The 17,481-nt window shown below is 68.7% G+C and carries 16 protein-coding genes; 4 read left to right on the top strand and 12 right to left on the bottom strand.

Going from position 1 to position 17,481, the window contains the following annotated elements:
* Positions 1-59: 59 nt before the first annotated feature.
* From ACWEBX_RS01650 to ACWEBX_RS01640, 3 genes are all read right to left on the bottom strand, one after another.
* The gene (locus ACWEBX_RS01650) at positions 60-1,067 is read right to left on the bottom strand and encodes an FKBP-type peptidyl-prolyl cis-trans isomerase (RefSeq protein ID WP_451882903.1); all 1,008 of its coding nucleotides are present in this window, start codon (positions 1,065-1,067) and stop codon (positions 60-62) included.
* Between the two features lie 128 nt (positions 1,068-1,195).
* On the bottom strand, positions 1,196-2,557 hold the full coding sequence (gene pafA / locus ACWEBX_RS01645; RefSeq protein WP_019066118.1) for a Pup--protein ligase: 1,362 nt from the start codon (positions 2,555-2,557) through the stop codon (positions 1,196-1,198).
* Between the two features lie 9 nt (positions 2,558-2,566).
* On the bottom strand, positions 2,567-3,826 hold the full coding sequence (locus ACWEBX_RS01640; RefSeq protein WP_451882902.1) for an MFS transporter: 1,260 nt from the start codon (positions 3,824-3,826) through the stop codon (positions 2,567-2,569).
* Positions 3,827-3,934: 108 nt separating this feature from the next.
* On the opposite strand from ACWEBX_RS01640, the gene ACWEBX_RS01635 reads away from it, so the two are divergent.
* Entirely contained in the window at positions 3,935-4,948 is a 1,014-nt protein-coding gene (locus tag ACWEBX_RS01635) for a LacI family DNA-binding transcriptional regulator (protein ID WP_451882901.1), read from the top strand.
* Positions 4,949-5,056: 108 nt separating this feature from the next.
* On the opposite strand, the gene prcA is transcribed toward ACWEBX_RS01635, so the two are convergent.
* The 6 genes from prcA to arc all read right to left on the bottom strand — a co-directional run bounded on the left by prcA (position 5,057) and on the right by arc (position 11,174).
* Positions 5,057-5,800, bottom strand: coding sequence for a proteasome subunit alpha (gene prcA / locus ACWEBX_RS01630; RefSeq protein ID WP_451882900.1), 744 nt, complete (start codon positions 5,798-5,800; stop codon positions 5,057-5,059).
* A 57-nt stretch (positions 5,801-5,857) separates the two neighbouring features.
* Positions 5,858-6,703: a proteasome subunit beta gene (prcB, locus tag ACWEBX_RS01625; RefSeq protein ID WP_451882899.1), complete on the bottom strand. Its 846-nt coding sequence runs from the start codon at positions 6,701-6,703 to the stop codon at positions 5,858-5,860.
* On the bottom strand, positions 6,655-6,888 hold the full coding sequence (locus ACWEBX_RS01620; protein ID WP_451883000.1) for an endonuclease VII domain-containing protein: 234 nt from the start codon (positions 6,886-6,888) through the stop codon (positions 6,655-6,657). Before ACWEBX_RS01620 ends, prcB begins: the two co-directional genes overlap by 49 nt.
* A gap of 397 nt (positions 6,889-7,285) precedes the next feature.
* The gene (locus ACWEBX_RS01615; protein ID WP_451882898.1) at positions 7,286-7,504 is read right to left on the bottom strand and encodes a ubiquitin-like protein Pup; all 219 of its coding nucleotides are present in this window, start codon (positions 7,502-7,504) and stop codon (positions 7,286-7,288) included.
* A gap of 156 nt (positions 7,505-7,660) precedes the next feature.
* Positions 7,661-9,172, bottom strand: a complete 1,512-nt coding sequence (gene dop / locus ACWEBX_RS01610) for a depupylase/deamidase Dop (protein ID WP_451882897.1) — start codon at positions 9,170-9,172, stop codon at positions 7,661-7,663.
* Positions 9,173-9,407: 235 nt separating this feature from the next.
* A complete protein-coding gene (arc, locus tag ACWEBX_RS01605; protein WP_339128326.1) occupies positions 9,408-11,174 on the bottom strand; it encodes a proteasome ATPase in 1,767 nt (588 codons plus the stop codon).
* A gap of 253 nt (positions 11,175-11,427) precedes the next feature.
* Here arc and ACWEBX_RS01600 point away from each other — a divergent pair, with 253 nt between their 5' ends.
* Positions 11,428-11,733: a ferredoxin gene (locus ACWEBX_RS01600; RefSeq protein ID WP_451882896.1), complete on the top strand. Its 306-nt coding sequence runs from the start codon at positions 11,428-11,430 to the stop codon at positions 11,731-11,733.
* 97 nt (positions 11,734-11,830) lie between these two features.
* On the opposite strand, the gene ACWEBX_RS01595 is transcribed toward ACWEBX_RS01600, so the two are convergent.
* From ACWEBX_RS01595 to ACWEBX_RS01585, 3 genes are all read right to left on the bottom strand, one after another.
* Positions 11,831-12,406, bottom strand: a complete 576-nt coding sequence (locus ACWEBX_RS01595) for a hypothetical protein (protein WP_382789200.1) — start codon at positions 12,404-12,406, stop codon at positions 11,831-11,833.
* Positions 12,407-12,921: 515 nt separating this feature from the next.
* Positions 12,922-13,824 carry a tRNA (adenine-N1)-methyltransferase gene (locus ACWEBX_RS01590; protein WP_451882895.1) on the bottom strand — a complete coding sequence of 301 codons (903 nt, stop codon included), beginning with the start codon at positions 13,822-13,824 and terminating at the stop codon, positions 12,922-12,924.
* A 41-nt stretch (positions 13,825-13,865) separates the two neighbouring features.
* A complete protein-coding gene (locus ACWEBX_RS01585) occupies positions 13,866-15,557 on the bottom strand; it encodes a site-2 protease family protein (protein WP_451882894.1) in 1,692 nt (563 codons plus the stop codon).
* A 176-nt stretch (positions 15,558-15,733) separates the two neighbouring features.
* Here ACWEBX_RS01585 and ACWEBX_RS01580 point away from each other — a divergent pair, with 176 nt between their 5' ends.
* Positions 15,734-16,669, top strand: coding sequence for a RecB family exonuclease (locus ACWEBX_RS01580; RefSeq protein ID WP_451882893.1), 936 nt, complete (start codon positions 15,734-15,736; stop codon positions 16,667-16,669).
* A gap of 14 nt (positions 16,670-16,683) precedes the next feature.
* Entirely contained in the window at positions 16,684-17,355 is a 672-nt protein-coding gene (locus tag ACWEBX_RS01575; protein ID WP_037628456.1) for a response regulator, read from the top strand.
* Positions 17,356-17,481 lie beyond the last annotated feature (126 nt).

The raw sequence follows: 17,481 nt of genomic DNA, 5'->3' as shown, positions 1-17,481 counted from the left end.
CTTTGCTCCTGCTTTGTGTACGTAAGGACAACACGGACAGTCTTACATCCCCGGAGGGGTCAGAACTTCGCCAGGATGTCGACCGAGAAGACGAGAACGGAGTCCTTCTTGATTCCGCTGCCGGCCGGCGGGTTGTCGCCGTAGCCCAGAGCCGGCGGAATCACGATGAGGACACGGCTGCCCACCTTCTTGCCGGTCAGCCCCTGCGCCCAGCCCTTGACGACCTGCTGCAGCGAGAACTGCGTCAGCTGGCCCCGCTTGTACGTCGAGTCGAACTCCTTGCCGCTGTCCCACAGCACACCCTCGTACTGCACCAGGACACTGCTGTCGGCCTTGACCACGTCGCCGTCGCCCTCGATCACGTAGTTCGCCACGAGCTTCGTCGGAGCGTCCTTCTTCGGCACCGTGATCTTGGGAGCCGAGCCGTCCGTGTTCGTGCCGACCGTCGGCAGCGAGGCGTCCCCCTGCGGCACGTTCTTGCCCTTGGCGGAGCTCTTCGAGTTGAACGTGTCCTCGATGTCCACCACGAACACCAGCGTGTCCGTGCCCTTGATACCCGCCTGCGCGTTGCCCTCCGAGCCGTAACCCCAGGTCGGCGGCACCGCCATCTCGACACGGCTGCCGGTCTTCTTGCCGACCAGACCATAACGCCAGCCGTCGATGATCCCGCCCTGCGCCAACTGGATGACCAGCGGCGTCCCCCGGTCGTAGGAGTTGTCGAAGACCTTCGCCGTGGCCCAGATCTGACCCAGGTAATTGGCCTGGATGTAGTCGTTCTCCGCGACCGTCTTCCCGTTGCCCGCGATCACCGTCCTGACCGCCAGATCCTTCGACGGCTCCCCCGTGCCCTTGGCCACGGTCGGCTTCTCACCGAACTTCGTACCGGCCGTGATCGCCGGCAGCGGACCGTCGACGATCTTCGGCGGGGGCGGCGCGGACGCCGCCGAGGAAGCCGAAGGCGACGGACTGTTGCTGGACTTCGCCGTGTCTGACGTGCCGTCGTCACCGCATCCGGCGAGTGTGACCAGTCCAGCGGGTACGGAGAGGAGGAGTGAGCGTCGGCGCACGGTGGGGGCCTCGTATCGGTCGATCTTGGTGGATGGCGTGCGCGCAACTCTACGACGTGAGCAGGGCGCCGTACGGAAAACGTACGGCGCCCCGCGTTGCGTTCCACGTCACCCACGGAACTCCCGGCTCACATTCCGGCGATGAGCTTCTCCACCCGGTCGTCCACCGAACGGAACGGGTCCTTGCACAACACCGTGCGCTGCGCCTGATCGTTGAGCTTCAGGTGCACCCAGTCGACGGTGAAGTCCCGCCGCTGCTCCTGCGCCCGACGGATGAAGTCACCACGCAGCCGCGCCCGAGTGGTCTGCGGGGGCACCGACTTGCCCTCGAAGATCTTCAAGTCGTTACAGATCCGCGCGGCTTGCCCCTTCCTCTCCAGCAGGTAGTACAGGCCACGACGACGGTGGATGTCGTGGTAGGCGAGGTCTATCTGCGCGACCCGGGGGTGCGACATGGTCATGTTGTGTTTGGCCCGGTACCGCTCGATGAGCTGGTACTTCATCACCCAGTCGATCTCGGTGCCGATCCTGTCGAGGTCCTCGGCCTCGATCGAGTCGAGGACACGGCCCCACAGTTCGAGGACCTGCTCGACCGTCCCCGTACGGATACCGCGGCGCTCGCAGAAGTCCACGGCCTTCTCGTAGTACTCGCGCTGCACCTCCAGCGCGGAGGCCTCACGGCCACTGGCCAGACGCACCTTCCGGCGGCCCGTGATGTCGTGGCTGACCTCGCGGATCGCCCGAATGGGGTTCTCCAGCGTCAGGTCACGCATGACGGTGCCCGCCTCGATCATGCGCAGCACGAGGTCCGTGGCACCGACCTTGAGGAGCATCGTCGTCTCGGACATGTTCGAGTCGCCGACGATCACATGCAGCCGGCGGTACCGCTCGGCGTCCGCGTGCGGCTCGTCACGCGTGTTGATGATGGGCCGGGACCGCGTCGTCGCGGAACTGACGCCCTCCCAGATGTGCTCGGCCCGCTGGCTGACGCAGTACACGGCACCACGCGGCGTCTGCAGCACCTTGCCCGCGCCGCACAGCAACTGCCTCGTGACGAGGAACGGGATCAGGATGTCCGCGAGGCGCGAGAACTCCCCGTGCCGGGCCACCAGATAGTTCTCGTGACATCCGTAGGAGTTGCCTGCCGAGTCGGTGTTGTTCTTGAACAGATAGACGTCGCCCGCGATCCCTTCCTCGTGCAGGCGCCGTTCGGCATCCACCAGGAGACCTTCGAGAATGCGCTCGCCGGCCTTGTCGTGGGTGACGAGCTCCGTCACGTTGTCACATTCGGGTGTCGCGTATTCCGGATGTGATCCCACGTCGAGATAAAGGCGGGCACCGTTCCGCAGAAAGACATTGCTGCTGCGGCCCCATGACACGACACGGCGGAAGAGGTACCGCGCCACCTCGTCGGGAGACAGCCGACGCTGTCCCCTGAACGTACACGTGACGCCGTACTCGTTCTCCAGCCCGAAAATGCGGCGGTCCATGACTGAACATTACGCCCGATCCCCTGAGCTGAAACGGGGTTCGACGGCTCGGTTTGGATCATTTTCCGATGAAGCCGCAACAACCCCGCCCCTCCCGGCAGCTGCGAGGACCCCGCCCGTGGCCAGCAGAACCACCAGAGCGGCGGCCCCCGCGACCCCCGGAACCGCGAAACCCCGGGCCGCCCCGCCCCACTCCACGACCGGCCCCGCGAGGCCCGTACCCACCGACGCGCCCACGGTGAACGTCGTCACAAGCCACGAGAAAGCCTCGGTGACCGTACCGGTCGGCGCATGCCGGTCCACCAGCACGAAGGCACACGCGATGCTCGGCGCCAGGAACACCCCCGCGAGCGTCGTCAGCGCCGTCATCGCGACCGGACCCGGCACCAGCACCAGCGGGACGTAACACACCGCCAGAAGGGCGACCAGCACCCGCAGTCGCCGCTCCGGCGCCCCGCCCCACCGCCGCGCGCCGTAGACCACACCACCAAGCAGCGCGCCGAGACCGATGCCCGCCATCAGCCACCCGTACACCGCGTCCCCGCCGTGCGCGTCCGCGTACGACACCGCCGCCACCGTGATCGAACCCAGCGCCATCCCGATGAACAGGAACGCCCCGAGCAGCGCCAGCAGCCCCGGCGAGCGCAGGGCACCGAGCCAGTGCGCCTCGCGCGGAGCCGAACGCCACGCGCGCGAAGGCGGCGAGAGGACCACGGAGAGGGCCCCCAGGACACCGACGACAGCGAGGATCAGCAGGGCGGCCTCCGCGGACCAGAGCGCGACGCACAGCGTCACCAGCAACGGTCCGACGGTGAACATCACTTCCTGCGCCACCGCGTCCATCGCGTACGCCGTGTGCACCTGCTCCTCCTCACGCAGCACCGAGGGCCACAGCGCCCGCAGGCCGCCCTCCAGCGGAGGCGTGAAGAGCCCGGCCACGGCCATCGCGGCGCACGCGAGCGCCACCGGCTCCGTCCCGGCCACGGCGAAGACACCCATGCCGAGCGCCGAGACCACCGCCGCCGGCAACTGCACCCGCGGCTGGCCGTGCAGATCCACGAGCCGGCCGAGCAGCGGCTGCCCCACCGCGTTGGCCACCCCGTACACGGCCGCGAGCGCGCCCGCCAGGCTGTACGTGCCGCCCTCGGCCCGCACGAACAGCACGACGGCGATGGCCGCGGTGGCGTTCGGCAACCGCCCCACCAGCGTCCCCACCAGCAGCCTGGTGGCGTGCCTCGCCCTGAGGATCTCCAGGTATCCCGCAGCCATGGCATGCCCTTCTCGATAGCGCGCGACGTTCAAGTGTTACGTATAACGTCTGCCTCCATACGTACCATGTGCGCTGACCGCGAGTCCAGACGAAGGAGCAGGCCCACGGTGGCAAGAGGTAGCACGCGCCCCACCAGCCGGGACGTCGCCGAGGCCGCCGGCGTCTCCCAGGCAGCCGTCTCCCTCGTCCTCGGCGACAAATGGCGCGGCCGCGTCTCCCCCGCCACCGCCGAACGCGTCCGAGACGCCGCCCAGGAACTCGGCTACCGCCCCAACCTGGCCGCCCGCAACCTCCGCCTCGGCCGCACCCGCACCGTCCTCCTCGTCGTCCCCGCACTCACCACCGAGTTCTTCGCCGGCGTCTACACCGGCGCCGCCCGCGTCGCAGCCCAGCACGGCTTCGGAGTGGTCCTCTACCCCTCTCCCGAAGGCATCGGCCCCGCCCGCGACCCCTTCGGCTCCGCCCAGGCCGCCCTCGACGGCGTCATCGCCTCCTCCATGGCCGCCGACGCCCTCACCGCCATCCGCGGCGACCAGCTCCCCCTCGTCATGCTCGACAGCGACCCCGCCGGCAGCCAGGGCGCCGCCACCGTCAACCTCGACATCGCCGACGGCGTACGCCAGGTCACCGACCACCTCCTGGCCCTCGGCCACCGCCGCTTCCTGCACCTCGCCGCCGACATCCCCTCCTGGACCTTCGAGGTCCGCGCCCGCGAACTCGCCGCCTGCCTCGTCGAAGTCCCCGGAACCAGCCTCCGCGTCGCCCCCGCCCCCATCTCCTTCGAAGACGCGCTCGCCGCCGCCCACAGCGCCCTCACCGCACCGGGACCCCGCCCCACCGCCGTCATCTGCGACGACGACAAACTCGCCGCCGGCGCCTACAAGGCCGCCCGCCGCCTCGGCCTGCGCATCCCCGACGACATCTCCATCACCGGACTCGACGACCTCGCCCTCGCCCGCGCCCTCGACCCCGAACTCACCACGGTCCGCCTCGACGCCGAACGATTCGGCGAACAGGGCATGAAAGCCCTCCTCGCCGTCCTGGACGGCCGCACACCCCCGGAGGAAGACATCCCCGTCGAACTCGTCGTACGCGGCTCCACAGCCCCTCCCGGCGCCTGAGACCCGCCACCCACCGTCAGGACCCGGAACACACGGAAGGGGCCGCACCGGTCTGCACCGGGCGGCCCCTCGCGTACGCGCACCCGACAACGGGCGCCCGTCACCACCTCACTCGTCGTCGGCGTCCTCGGCCTCCGTCGCCGTCTCCGCGCCCCCGGCCTCCAGCAACCGGGACAACTGACGACCGACGATCCGCCTGAACTTCCGCTTCTGCGGCCGCGTCCGGTCCAGCACCGCGACCTCCAGCCGCTCGGCCGGAATGTCCCGCTCACCGCCGTTCGGCTCCCGGGACAGCGACTGGACAGCCAGCTTCAGCGCCTCCGCCAGGGACATACCGTCCCGGTGCTGCGTGTCCAGATAGGTACTGATCTGCTCGGCGTTGCCACCGACGGCCACCGAACCGTGCTCGTCCACGATCGAACCGTCGTGCGGCAGCCGGTAGATCTGGTCACCGTCCGGCGTCTCGCCGACCTCCGCGACCACCAGCTCCACCTCGTACGGCTTCTCCGCCGCCGACGAGAAGATCGTGCCCAGCGTCTGGGCGTACACATTGGCCAGACCACGAGCCGTCACGTCGTCACGGTCGTACGTGTAGCCACGCAGGTCGGCATACCGCACACCGCCGATCCGCAGATTCTCGTACTCGTTGTACTTACCGGCGGCCGCGAAGCCGATCCGGTCGTAGATCTCGCTGAACTTGTGCAGCGCACGGGACGGGTTCTCGCCGACGAACACGATGCCGTCGGCATACTGCAGCACGACCAGGCTGCGGCCACGGGCGATGCCCTTGCGGGCGTACTCCGCCCGGTCGGCCATCGCCTGCTGGGGTGAGACATAGAACGGCGTCGACACCGGCTATCCGTCCCTTTCTGTCGAAGTCACTGGATCACCTGGAAGAGAGACGGGCGTTCAGTACAGCGCGGCACGCGGGCCGTCGGGCTGCTGGAGCCGCCTCTCCAGGATCACGCGGGCGATCTCGGAGGACTCCTCCTCGGTGAGCCGGCGGAAGCCGGTCTCCGTGATCACGGTGACGATCGGGTAGATCCGGCGCGCGACGTCGGGACCACCGGTCGCCGAGTCGTCGTCGGCCGCGTCGTAGAGGGCCTGGATGACCAGCGTCGTGGCCTGGTCCTCCGTCAGATCCTTGGCGTAGAGCTTCTTCATGGCACCGCGCGCGAAGAGCGAGCCGGAGCCCGTCGCCGCGTAGCCGTGCTCCTCGGAACGGCCGCCGGTGACGTCGTAGGAGAAGATGCGGCCCCTGCCGCGGTCCACGTCGTAGCCCGCGAAGAGCGGCACCACGGCGAGACCCTGCATGGCCATGCCGAGGTTGGAACGGATCATCGTGGACAGGCGGTTCGCCTTGCCCTCCAGGGAGAGCTGCGCGCCCTCCACCTTCTCGAAGTGCTCCAGCTCGAGCTGGAACAGCTTCACCATCTCCACGGCCAGACCCGCCGTGCCGGCGATGCCCACCGCCGAGTACTCGTCGGCCGGGAACACCTTCTCGATGTCGCGCTGGGCGATGATGTTCCCCATCGTGGCCCGCCGGTCACCGGCGAGGACGACTCCGCCCGGGAACGTGACGGCGACGATCGTCGTGCCGTGCGGGGCCTCGATCACGCCCTGGACGGGCGGCAGTTGCCGCTTGCCCGGGAGCATCTCCGGCTGGTGCTCGGACAGGAAGTCCATGAAGGACGACGACCCGGGCGTCAGGAAGGCAGCCGGTAGACGCCCGGTGCTACGAGTGTTGGCTTCCACGCGTTTCCTTCCAGGTATGTCGCAGCCCGTCTCATGACGTCGGGCCGATCCTTGAACTGCCCCAGTGCGGCATTGCAGCTGAAGCACAGTACGCCTCGGACCCTACCCGTCTGGTGGCAGTGATCCACATGTTCGGCAGGGGCGTTTAGGCAGATACAGCAGATTCCCTGCTGCTCCGCGACCATCGCGTCCAACTCGGCTGGAGTGAGGCCGTACTTGCGCTGGTAATAGCTGACTCGGTTCCGCTCCGCACGGCATTCACGGCAATGACTTGCCCAACCGTCCGAGGAGGACTTGTTGCGCTCCCATGCGGAGTGCCGCTTCACGACCCGGTACTGCGGACAGTGCTTGTGACCGGGCGGTACGGGCACCTTGACCCGCACCGCCCTGCCCTTGGCCTCCTGGCGTTGCCTGTAGTACTCCGCGGAGCATTCCCGGCAGTACACCTGGAGACCGTCGGGCATCGACCTGTTGCTCGCGAAGGCCGCCCGCGGTTTGGCCTGCTTGCACCGCGAGCAGCTTCGCGCTTCCACTTCTTCAGTCACGCTCGACTCGAACCTGCGATTCGATGGAAAAAGTGGCTTACTGCCCACCCTTCTGAACGAAGGACCTCACGAAATCCTCGGCGTTCTCTTCGAGTACATCGTCAATTTCGTCAAGAACCGAGTCGACATCGTCGCTCAGCTTTTCCTGGCGTTCCTTGAGGTCGTCGGTCGTCTGCGCGTCCTGCGACTGTTCCTCGACCTCCTCGGTGGAACGCGTCGCCTTCTGCTGTCCGCCGCCGGTGTCCTTGGTCGCCATAACCCTCACCCCGCTCGGTTCGACGTTCTTGATCAGACCCTACAAGCAGGGTCCGACATCGGCCCCGCAGTTGCCACAACGTACGGGGACCACCTCGATGATTCCCGTAACGCCGGGTATTCCACCCTGTCCGGCGCGTGCCGTCCGGGCGGAAGCTCAGTTGCCCGAAAGGACCCTGACCAGGTCCTCCGCCGTGCGGCAGCGGTCCAGGAGCTCCTTGACGTGATTACGCGTTCCGCGAAGCGGCTCCAGGGTTGGGACGCGCTGGAGCGAGTCCCGGCCGGGCAGGTCGAAGATCACCGAGTCCCAGGAGGCCGCGGCCACGTCGTCCGCGTACTGCTCCAGACAGCGCCCGCGGAAATAGGCGCGGGTGTCCTCGGGCGGCGTCGTACGGGCTCGCTCGACCTCGTTCTCGTCCAGCAGTCGCTTGATCTTGCCGCGGGCCGCGAGACGGTTGTAGAGGCCCTTCTCGGCCCGTACGTCGGCGTACTGGAGGTCGACCAGGTGCAGCCGGGCGGCGTCCCAGTCGAGGCCGTCACGGCGCCGGTAGCCCTCCATGAGTTCCCGCTTGGCGACCCAGTCGAGCTCTCCGGAGAGGCTCATCGGGTCGTTCTCCAGGCGGTTCAGGGTGTCCTCCCAGCGCAGGAGGACGTCCTTGGTCTGTTCGTCGGCGTCCGCCCCGAAGCGCTCCTCCACGTACTTGCGGGAGAGCTCGAAGTACTCCATCTGCAGTTGCACCGCGGTGAGTGTGCGGCCGCTGCGGAGCGTGACCAGTCGCTTGAGGGTGGGGTCGTGGGAGACCTGGTGGAGGGTGCGTACGGGCTGGTCCACGGCCAGGTCGACGGCGATGAAGCCGTCCTCGATCATGGAGAGGACGAGGGCCGTCGTGCCGAGCTTGAGGTAGGTCGAGATCTCGGAGAGGTTGGCGTCCCCGATGATCACGTGCAGCCGGCGGTACTTCTCGGCGTCGGCGTGTGGTTCGTCGCGGGTGTTGATGATGGGGCGCTTGAGGGTGGTCTCGAGGCCGACCTCGACCTCGAAGTAGTCGGCGCGCTGGCTGAGCTGGAAGCCGTGCTCGTGCCCGTCCTGGCCGATGCCGACGCGGCCCGCTCCGGTGACGACCTGGCGTGAGACGAAGAACGGCGTGAGGTGGCGCACGATGTCCGAGAAGGGGGTCTCCCGCTTCATCAGGTAGTTCTCGTGCGTGCCGTAGGAGGCGCCCTTGTTGTCGGTGTTGTTCTTGTAGAGGTGGATCGGCTGGGCGCCGGGGAGCTGGGCGGCGCGTTCCGCGGCCTCGGCCATGATGCGCTCGCCGGCCTTGTCCCACAGGACCGCGTCCCGCGGGTTGGTGACTTCGGGGGAGCTGTATTCCGGGTGTGCGTGGTCGACGTACAGCCGTGCACCGTTGGTGAGGATGACATTGGCCAGGCCGATGTCCTCGTCGGTGAGCTGGCTGGAGTCGGCGGCCTCCCGGGCGAGGTCGAAGCCTCGCGCGTCCCGCAGCGGGTTCTCCTCCTCGAAGTCCCAGCGGGCGCGGCGCGCCCGGTGCATCGCCGCCGCGTAGGCGTTGACGATCTGGGACGAGGTGAGCATGGCATTGGCGTTGGGGTGACCGGGGACGGAGATCCCGTACTCCGTCTCGATGCCCATTACTCGCCGTACGGTCATGCGGCCCTCCTTGCCCGGCGGCGCCCTCGGTCGGGGGCGCTGCTCAAGTACCGCTGGTGCTCCGGTGCGTGTGCGGTGCCCGTCCCCGCACTGCGCGACTCGGCGGTACGAAAGAGCCTAGAACGCCACTGCGCTGGTGGGGAGATCATTTGCGTCATTGCTGTGTTACTGCCGTGACCGGAAAAGCAGGCGGCTGCGGATGCCCCGTGGAGGGCACCCGCAGCCGCCCTGTCTTTTACAGGTACTGACCGGTGTTGGCCACCGTGTCGATGGAGCGTCCGGTGTCCGCGCCCTGCTTTCCGGTGATGAGCGTACGGATATAGACGATCCGTTCGCCCTTCTTTCCGGAGATGCGGGCCCAGTCGTCGGGGTTGGTGGTGTTCGGGAGGTCCTCGTTCTCCTTGAACTCGTCCACGCATGCCTGGAGGAGGTGGGAGACCCGGAGGCCCTTCTGGCTGTGTTCCAGGAAGTCCTTGATGGCCATCTTCTTGGCGCGGCCCACGATGTTCTCGATCATGGCGCCGGAATTGAAGTCCTTGAAGTAGAGGACTTCCTTGTCACCGTTGGCGTAGGTGACCTCCAGGAAGCGGTTCTCCTCGGACTCGGCGTACATCTGCTCCACGGCTGTCTGGATCATGCCGTGGACGGTTGCCGCCCTGTCGCCGCCGTGCTCTCCGACGTCTTCGGAGTGCAGGGGGAGGCGTTCGGTGAGGTACTTCTGGAAGATGTCCTTGGCCGCTTCGGCGTCCGGGCGTTCGATCTTGATCTTCACGTCGAGCCGGCCGGGCCGCAGGATGGCGGGGTCGATCATGTCCTCGCGGTTGGAGGCGCCGATGACGACCACGTTCTGCAGACCTTCAACACCGTCGATCTCGGCGAGGAGCTGCGGGACGATGGTGTTCTCCACGTCCGAGCTGACGCCGGATCCGCGGGTGCGGAAGAGGGACTCCATCTCGTCGAAGAAGACGATGACGGGGGTGCCCTCGCTGGCCTTCTCCCGGGCACGCTGGAAGACGAGGCGGATCTGCCGCTCGGTCTCGCCGACGTACTTGTTCAGGAGCTCGGGGCCCTTGATGTTGAGGAAGAAGCTCTTGCCGGTGGCCTGGCCGGTCACTTCGGCGACCTTCTTGGCCAGTGAGTTGGCCACGGCCTTGGCGATGAGCGTCTTTCCGCATCCGGGGGGTCCGTAGAGCAGGACTCCCTTCGGGGGCCGCAGTTCGTGTTCCTTGAAGAGGTCGGGGTAGAGGTAGGGGAGCTCGACCGCGTCGCGGATCATCTCGATCTGGCCGCCCAGACCGCCGATCTGCTCGTAGCCGATGTCCGGGACCTCTTCGAGGACGAGTTCCTCGACCTCGCTCTTGGGAACGATTTCGTAGACATAGCCGGAACGGGGTTCGAGGAGCAGGGCGTCTCCGGGGCGGATGTTGACGTCCAGGAGTGGTTCGGCGAGCCGTACCACCCGTTCCTCGTCTGTGTGCCCCTGGACGAGGGCGCGCTCGCCGTCCTCCAGGATCTCCTTGAGGGTGACGATGTCGCCGACGCTCTCGTATTCCATGGCCTCGACCACGTTGAGGGCTTCGTTGAGCATCACTTCCTGGCCGCGCCTGAGCTCGTCGAGCTCGACGCTGGGGCTGACGTTCACCCGGAGCTTGCGGCCCCCGGTGAAGATGTCGGCCGTGCCGTCCTCGTTCGCCGTGAGGAAGACACCGAAGCCGGCCGGCGGCTGCGCGAGCCGGTCGACCTCCTCCTTGAGGGCCACGATCTGGTCGCGGGCCTCACGGAGTGTGTTCGCCAGTCTTTCGTTCTGTGCGGACACGCCTGCCAGGTTGGTCTGCAACTCGACGATCCGCTCTTCGAGAATCCTCGTGTGTCGCGGAGAGTCGGCGAGCTTGCGTCGCAGGACGGCGATCTCCTGCTCAAGGTAGGCAATCTGCCCGGCGGGGTCATCGGACCCTCGTCCCGGGCGGATGCCGCGGTTCATGTCGTCGTCGTGGGCTGCCACGGTCCTCACCTCCTCCAAGGGGAGCTGGACGCTTCCAGACCCTACCTGGGTGGGTGTCGATTGAAACCCCTAGATCACAAAGACTGTCGGGGTGTGTCCGATCTTCACCCTTGCGCTCTCCCTCACGCCAGGGGAATACCCACCGAACATGATTGGGAAGCGGGCGGAGGTAGGGTCGAAGTGTTCAACACCCGTCAGAGCTGGCCCGATTCCCCAGTCTTCGGTTCGCTCGACGCAGAAAACGGCAGGAGAAATGACCGTGCAGCAGGAGGCCGCAGTCGACGGCGAGGCGCTTGAGGTCTGGATCGACCAGGATCTCTGTACCGGCGACGGGATCTGTGTCCAGTACGCGCCCGAGGTCTTTGAGCTGGACATCGACGGCCTGGCCTATGTGAAGAGCGACGAGGACGAGCTCCTGCAGGCCGTGGGGGCCACAACGCCCGTGCCCCTGCCGCTTCTGCGCGATGTGGTGGACTCGGCGAAGGAGTGTCCGGGCGACTGCATCCACGTCCGTCGCGTTTCGGACAAGGTCGAAGTCTTCGGTCCTGACGCGGAGTGACCTCGCGGGCACCCCGCGTCGCCATGTGGCCGTTCCTCGCACCCTCCGCGCCGCGGAGGGTGTCGTCTTTTGTTCGGGTCTCGCGCCGGGGGCGCGCTCAGGCGCCGCGCGCTTCGGACGGTGTGGAACGGATGAACGCGCCGTTCTTCCACTGCCACTTGGCGTTCTCTCTCAGGTCCGGGCAGCAACTCGGTACGTCGGCCGAGGAGTAGCCGAGGAGCGTGGCGGTGACGGCTCCGTCGCGCACCGCGAAGTCCGTGACGCTGAGACGGTCCTTGGGATCGATCAGGGTCGCGACGACCCTGGGTTCCTTGGCTCCCTCGGCCTGGGTGAGGACGTAGACGCCGCTGGGCGGGGTGCCGGAGCCGGCGTCGCAGCGGACGACGGCGACGGTCTCCGGGCGGCCGTCGCCGTCCAGGTCTCCTGAGGCCTTCTTCTCGACGAGGGCCTTGACGGGGCCGCAGACGATCGGGAAGTCGACGCCGGTGGGGTCGGGGGCGGTCGCGGGGGCCGCCGCCGGTTTGGGGTCGGCGCCGGGCTGGGCCGCCCTCGCCGGATCCGGCTGGACGAGGGAGGACAGGGCCACGACACCGGCGATGGCGGTGGCCGTGGCGACCCACTGGATGGGGCTGGCCTGCGTATGTGCCAGTTCCGGGACAACGGATTGCTGCACTAGGGGTGTCTCCCGCGAGGGCTGTGCCGGTGGGGTGGGTGTCCCGCATGGTGCCACACGTCACAGCCTGGTGGAACGGCGGGGTCCGGACTCGTGAAGAGTTCCGGCACGGTTTCCGGCAGGGCCGCCGCACAGCCCCGGCACAGTCCCGGCCGGGCCTACGGAAGTCCCACGGCGGAGCCCCGGGCGGGCCTCCGGAATCCCTATGGCACACCGTCGGCCGGGCCTGCGGAAACCCCACCGCACACCCCCGCGCGGAGCGGCAGCGGGTCGATGCACCCTCGGCCGGAGTCCCGCCGCTGGGCGGCCCGGCGAACCCGGGGGGCCTCTGCCGGAGCGGCCGGAAGCACCCGCTCCGGGCAGCTCGGGCCGAGTCACCGGCGTGTGCCCTCGGGGCTCGGGGGTGTTCCGCGTTTCGGACAAGGGTTTCTGGTGGTGCGTCAACGGAACAGCACTGTGGCCGAGTTCCCGAAGGGTTCCGGGAACTCGGCCACAGGTGTGGTGCGTTGGGTACGTCAGCGACCGGCGCCGCCGTCGGCGTTCGGACCGGAGTAGTCCTCGCCGTACGCGCCCTTGGAGGGGCGGCGGCGGCGCATGGGCGGCTCGACGCCGTCCGCGAGGCGGCGGGCGGTGAGCAGGAAGCCGGTGTGGCCGATCATCCGGTGGTCCGGGCGGACGGCCAGGCCCTCGATGTGCCAGTTGCGGATCATCGATTCCCAGGCCGTCGGCTCGTTGAAGCAGCCGATCTCGCGGATCGACTCGACGGTCCGCGCGAGCTGGGTGGTGGTCGCCACGTAGCAGCAGAGGATGCCGCCGGGGACGAGTGCCTTGGAGACGGCCTCCAGGCATTCCCAGGGGGCGAGCATGTCGAGGATGACCCGGTCGACGTCGGTGTCGCTCAGGTTGTCCTGGAGGTCACCGACGGTGAGCTGCCAGGCGGGGTGGGGTCCGCCGAAGTAGCGCTCCACGTTCTGCTGGGCGATCTCGGCGAAGTCCTCGCGGCGCTCGTAGGAGTGCAGCATGCCCTGGTCGCCGATGGCGCGCAGCAGGAAGCTGCTGAGCGAGCCGGAGCCGACTCCCGCCTCCACGACGCGGGCGCCGGGGAAGATGTCTGCGAAGGCCAGGATCTGCCCCGCGTCCTTGGGGTAGACCACGGCGGCGCCGCGGGGCATGGACAGGACGTAGTCGGGGAGCAGGGGGCGCAGCGCGAGATAGGCGACGTTCCCCGTGGTGCGGACGACGCTGCCCTCGGGAGCACCGATCAGCTCGTCGTGGGGGAAGGAACCCTTGTGGGTGTGGAAATTCTTCCCGGCCTCGAGCGTGAACGTGTAGTGGCGGCCCTTGGGGTCGGTCAGCTGAACCTGGTCCCCGACCTTGAAGGGCCCGCGCCTGCGGGCGGCACCGGTCGGTTCGGACATGTGAACAGCCTACCGGTCCGGGACAGGGCCGCCGACCACCGTCAGGAGGGCCGGGCCATGGCCTTGACGAAGGCGCGCTCCACGTCCGCGGCGGACAGGACGCCGTAGATCTCGCCGGAGTCCTCGACCACCAGGTATTCGGTGGCGGGGCTGGCGCGCAGGACGTCGAGGAGCTCCTCGCCCGCGAGCTCGGCGGAGACCCGCATGCCGTCGGTGAGGTCCTGGGCGAGGCCGCTGACGGCGACCCAGGGGCGTCGGTGCTCGGGGACGCCGACGATGGCGGCCTCGCGGACCAGGGAGAGCGGTTCGCCGTCGGCGTCGACGACGACGAGGGCGCGGGCGCCGGCGTCGTTGGCGCGGCGGAGTGCTTCGGAGAGGGGGGTGGTGGTCTCGACGGGCACGGCGCGGCGGGTGAGGGAGCGGGCGCGCAGCTCGGGGAGGTGTTCGCGCAGGCGGGCCATGCGGAGGCTGTTGCCGGCGCCGGTCCAGATGATCGCCGCGAGGATGGCGGCGAGGAGGGCGTCGGTGATGGTGTCCATGCTGCCGGCGTTCTCGGGGGCGTTGCCCAGGGTCTCGGACTGGGTGAGGAGGGGCAGTCCGATGAGAACGGAGACGGCGAGGGCGCGGCCGACCCAGGCCGCGGCGACGGTGCCGCTCATGGCTCTGCCGGTGATCTTCCAGACGACGGCTCGGAGCATGCGGCCGCCGTCGAGGGGGAGGCCGGGGAGCAGGTTGAAGGCGGCCACGATGAGGTTGGAGATCATCAGGCCGGCGAGGAGGACGCCGGGGACGGTGCCGGGTTCGACGGGGAGCATGGCGAGGTAGAAGAGGCCGGACAGGACGAGGGAGAGGAGGGGACCGACGAAGGCGAGGACGAATTCGCGGCCGGGGGTCTCGGCTTCCTTCTCGATCTCGGAGACGCCGCCGAAGAACTGGAGCTGGATGCGGCGGACGGGGAGTTTGAAGCGGAGGGCGGCGACGGTGTGGGCGAGTTCGTGGACGAGGACGGAGGCGTAGAAGGCGACGGCGAAGAAGAGGGAGACGAGGTAGCGGGCGGCGCCGAGGTCGGGCAGGACGCGGTCGAGCTGGCCTCCGAAGACCCAGGTGATCAGGGCGGCGACGAGGAACCAGCTCGGTGCGACGTAGACGGGCACGCCGAAGGGGCGGCCCATGAGGAGTCCGCCGCCGGGATCCTTGGGGCGGCGTGGGGGGCGTCCTTTGGTGGTGCCGGTGCGGGCGGGGGTGCGGCGGGCGCCGGCGGGGTCGCGTTGGTCCTGGTCCCGGCCGTCGGACGGCTGGGAGGCGTCGAAGGGTCCGGACGGCCCGGCGGAGGACCCTGAGGATTCCGCGGGCTCGAGGGGCCGAGAGCGCTCCGTGGGCTCGGAGGACTCCGAGGGCTCGAAGGCTCCGGTGGTCCCGGAGGACCCGGAGGGGTCCGTGGGCTCGGAGGCCTCGGTGGGCTCAAAAGGTTCGGTGGGCCCGGGGGTCCCGGTGGGCTCAGGGCCCCCGGAGGTGTCGGCGGGCTCGGGGTGCTCGCCGTGGGGGGTGGTGGCGTCGGTGCGCTCGGTGGAGTCGTGTCCGGGGGCCGTGGGCTTCGGCCCGGTGGTCCCGGGCCCTGCCGGTCCGGGGCGCGCGTCCGAGGAGGGACCGCTGGAGGCCGACGGCCTCGCGTGGTGCTCGGTCGCCTCGTCGGTGCCGGACCGCGGCTGCCCGCTCCCGCCGCTCTCGTCCACGATGTCCCCTCGTTCGAAGCGTCCCCCGCCCCCGGGTCGTGCGGAGCGGAAGGGTCTGGGGTCGATGGTATGCGGCCGTCGCGGTGCGTTCCGCCCCGGCACCCCTTCAGTTTTCCGTGCCGCGGTGCCCGCCGGGACCGGTTCACTGTCAGTGGCGGGCCGTATGGTCTGTTGTCATGGAAACCAGCACCGAGGGCGCCGTGCCCGAAGAAGCGGCCGTGGCCGGCGGAGCCGTCGCCGACGGTCCGGCTCCCGCGGTCGCGCGCGCTCCGGCCTCGCTGTCGCCCTCGCGTGCCAGTGACTTCATGCAGTGTCCGTTGCTGTACCGGTTCCGGGTGATCGACAAGCTGCCGGAGAAGCCGAGTGAGGCGGCGACGAGGGGGACCTTGGTGCACGCGGTCCTGGAGCGGCTGTTCGACGCTCCGGCCGCCGACCGGACGGCTCCGCGTGCCAAGTCGTTGATCCCCGCGCAGTGGGACCGGCTGCGGGAGACGAAGCCCGAGGTCGTGGAGCTGTTCGCGGACGATCCGGAGGGCGAGCGGCTGGCCCGCTGGCTGTCGGAGGCGGAGCGGCTGGTGGAGCGCTGGTTCACGCTGGAGGATCCGACGCGGCTGGAGCCTGCGGAGCGGGAGCTGTTCGTCGAGGCGCGGCTGGATTCCGGGCTGACGCTGCGCGGGATCATCGACCGGGTCGATGTCGCTCCGTCGGGCGAGGTCCGGATCGTGGACTACAAGACGGGGAAGGCGCCGCGGCCGCAGTACGCCGAGGGCGCCCTGTTCCAGATGAAGTTCTACGCGCTGGTGGTGTGGCGGTTGAAGCAGGTGGTTCCGCGCCGTCTTCAGCTCGTCTATCTGGGCAGCGGTGACGTGCTGACGTACGACCCGGAGATCGGGGATCTGGAGCGGGTCGAGCGCAAGCTGCTGGCGCTGTGGGACGCGATCCGGGAGGCGACGGAGACGGGCGAGTGGCGGCCGCGTCCCACGAAGCTCTGCGGTTGGTGTGATCACCAGGCGGTGTGTCCGGAATTCGGTGGTACTCCCCCGGCATATCCGCTCCCGGTCAGGGCGCCCGGGTCGGGTGTCGTGGAGCAGGGCAGAATGGGGCCGGACTAGCGAAGGAGACTTACGTGGCCATCCGCGTCCTACTGGTCGACGACCAGCCGCTGCTGCGCACCGGCTTCCGGATGATTCTGGAAGCGGAGCCGGACCTCGCGGTCGTCGGCGAGGCCGGTGACGGTCTCCAGGCACTCGATCAGGTGCGTGCTCTGCAGCCCGATGTGGTTCTGATGGACATCCGTATGCCGCGGATGGACGGTGTGGAGGCGACGCGGCAGATCACGGGTCCGGGCCGGGACGGTCCGGCGAAGGTTCTGGTGCTGACGACGTTCGACCTCGACGAGTACGTGGTGGAGGCGCTTCGGGCGGGTGCCAGCGGTTTCCTGCTCAAGGACGCGCCGGCCAATGAGCTGGTGCAGGCGATCCGGGTGGTCGCGGCGGGTGAGGCGATGCTCGCGCCGAGCATCACGCGTCGGCTGCTGGACAAGTACGCGGGTCATCTGCCGTCGGGGGACGAGCCGGTTCCGGACACGTTGCACACGTTGACCGACCGTGAGGTCGAGGTGCTGAAGCTGGTGGCGCGTGGTCTGTCGAACGCGGAGATCGCGGCCGATCTGTTCGTCAGCGAGACCACGGTCAAGACGCATGTGGGGCATGTGCTGACGAAGCTGGGGCTGCGCGACCGTGTGCAGGCGGCGGTGTACGCGTACGAGAGCGGGCTGGTGCGTCCCGGGGCGCAGTAGTGCCCGGGCCGGTTTGTCCGTCCGAAGTGTGAGGGCGCCCGTTTCCGCTGGGGAACGGGCGCCCTTTCGTATGGAAAGCCGTGTGCGGCGCCCGTGCGGAGGTGTGTTCCGGGTCGTGGAACCCGA

It is taken from the genome of Streptomyces sp. NPDC005070 (assembly GCF_053600395.1).
This window is presented reverse-complemented; position numbering and strand designations above follow the sequence as displayed.

What these genes read in the sequence shown, in the direction of transcription:
- pafA (WP_019066118.1), bottom strand. Translation starts at nt 2,557, where the DNA reads ATGGACCGCCGCATTTTCGGGCTGGAGAACGAGTACGGCGTCACGTGT.
- ACWEBX_RS01640 (WP_451882902.1), bottom strand. Translation starts at nt 3,826, where the DNA reads ATGGCTGCGGGATACCTGGAGATCCTCAGGGCGAGGCACGCCACCAGG.
- ACWEBX_RS01620 (WP_451883000.1), bottom strand. Translation starts at nt 6,888, where the DNA reads ATGGTCGCGGAGCAGCAGGGAATCTGCTGTATCTGCCTAAACGCCCCT.
- ACWEBX_RS01615 (WP_451882898.1), bottom strand. Translation starts at nt 7,504, where the DNA reads ATGGCGACCAAGGACACCGGCGGCGGACAGCAGAAGGCGACGCGTTCC.
- dop (WP_451882897.1), bottom strand. Translation starts at nt 9,172, where the DNA reads ATGACCGTACGGCGAGTAATGGGCATCGAGACGGAGTACGGGATCTCC.
- ACWEBX_RS01600 (WP_451882896.1), top strand. Translation starts at nt 11,428, where the DNA reads ATGACCGTGCAGCAGGAGGCCGCAGTCGACGGCGAGGCGCTTGAGGTC.
- ACWEBX_RS01590 (WP_451882895.1), bottom strand. Translation starts at nt 13,824, where the DNA reads ATGTCCGAACCGACCGGTGCCGCCCGCAGGCGCGGGCCCTTCAAGGTC.
- ACWEBX_RS01580 (WP_451882893.1), top strand. Translation starts at nt 15,734, where the DNA reads ATGGAAACCAGCACCGAGGGCGCCGTGCCCGAAGAAGCGGCCGTGGCC.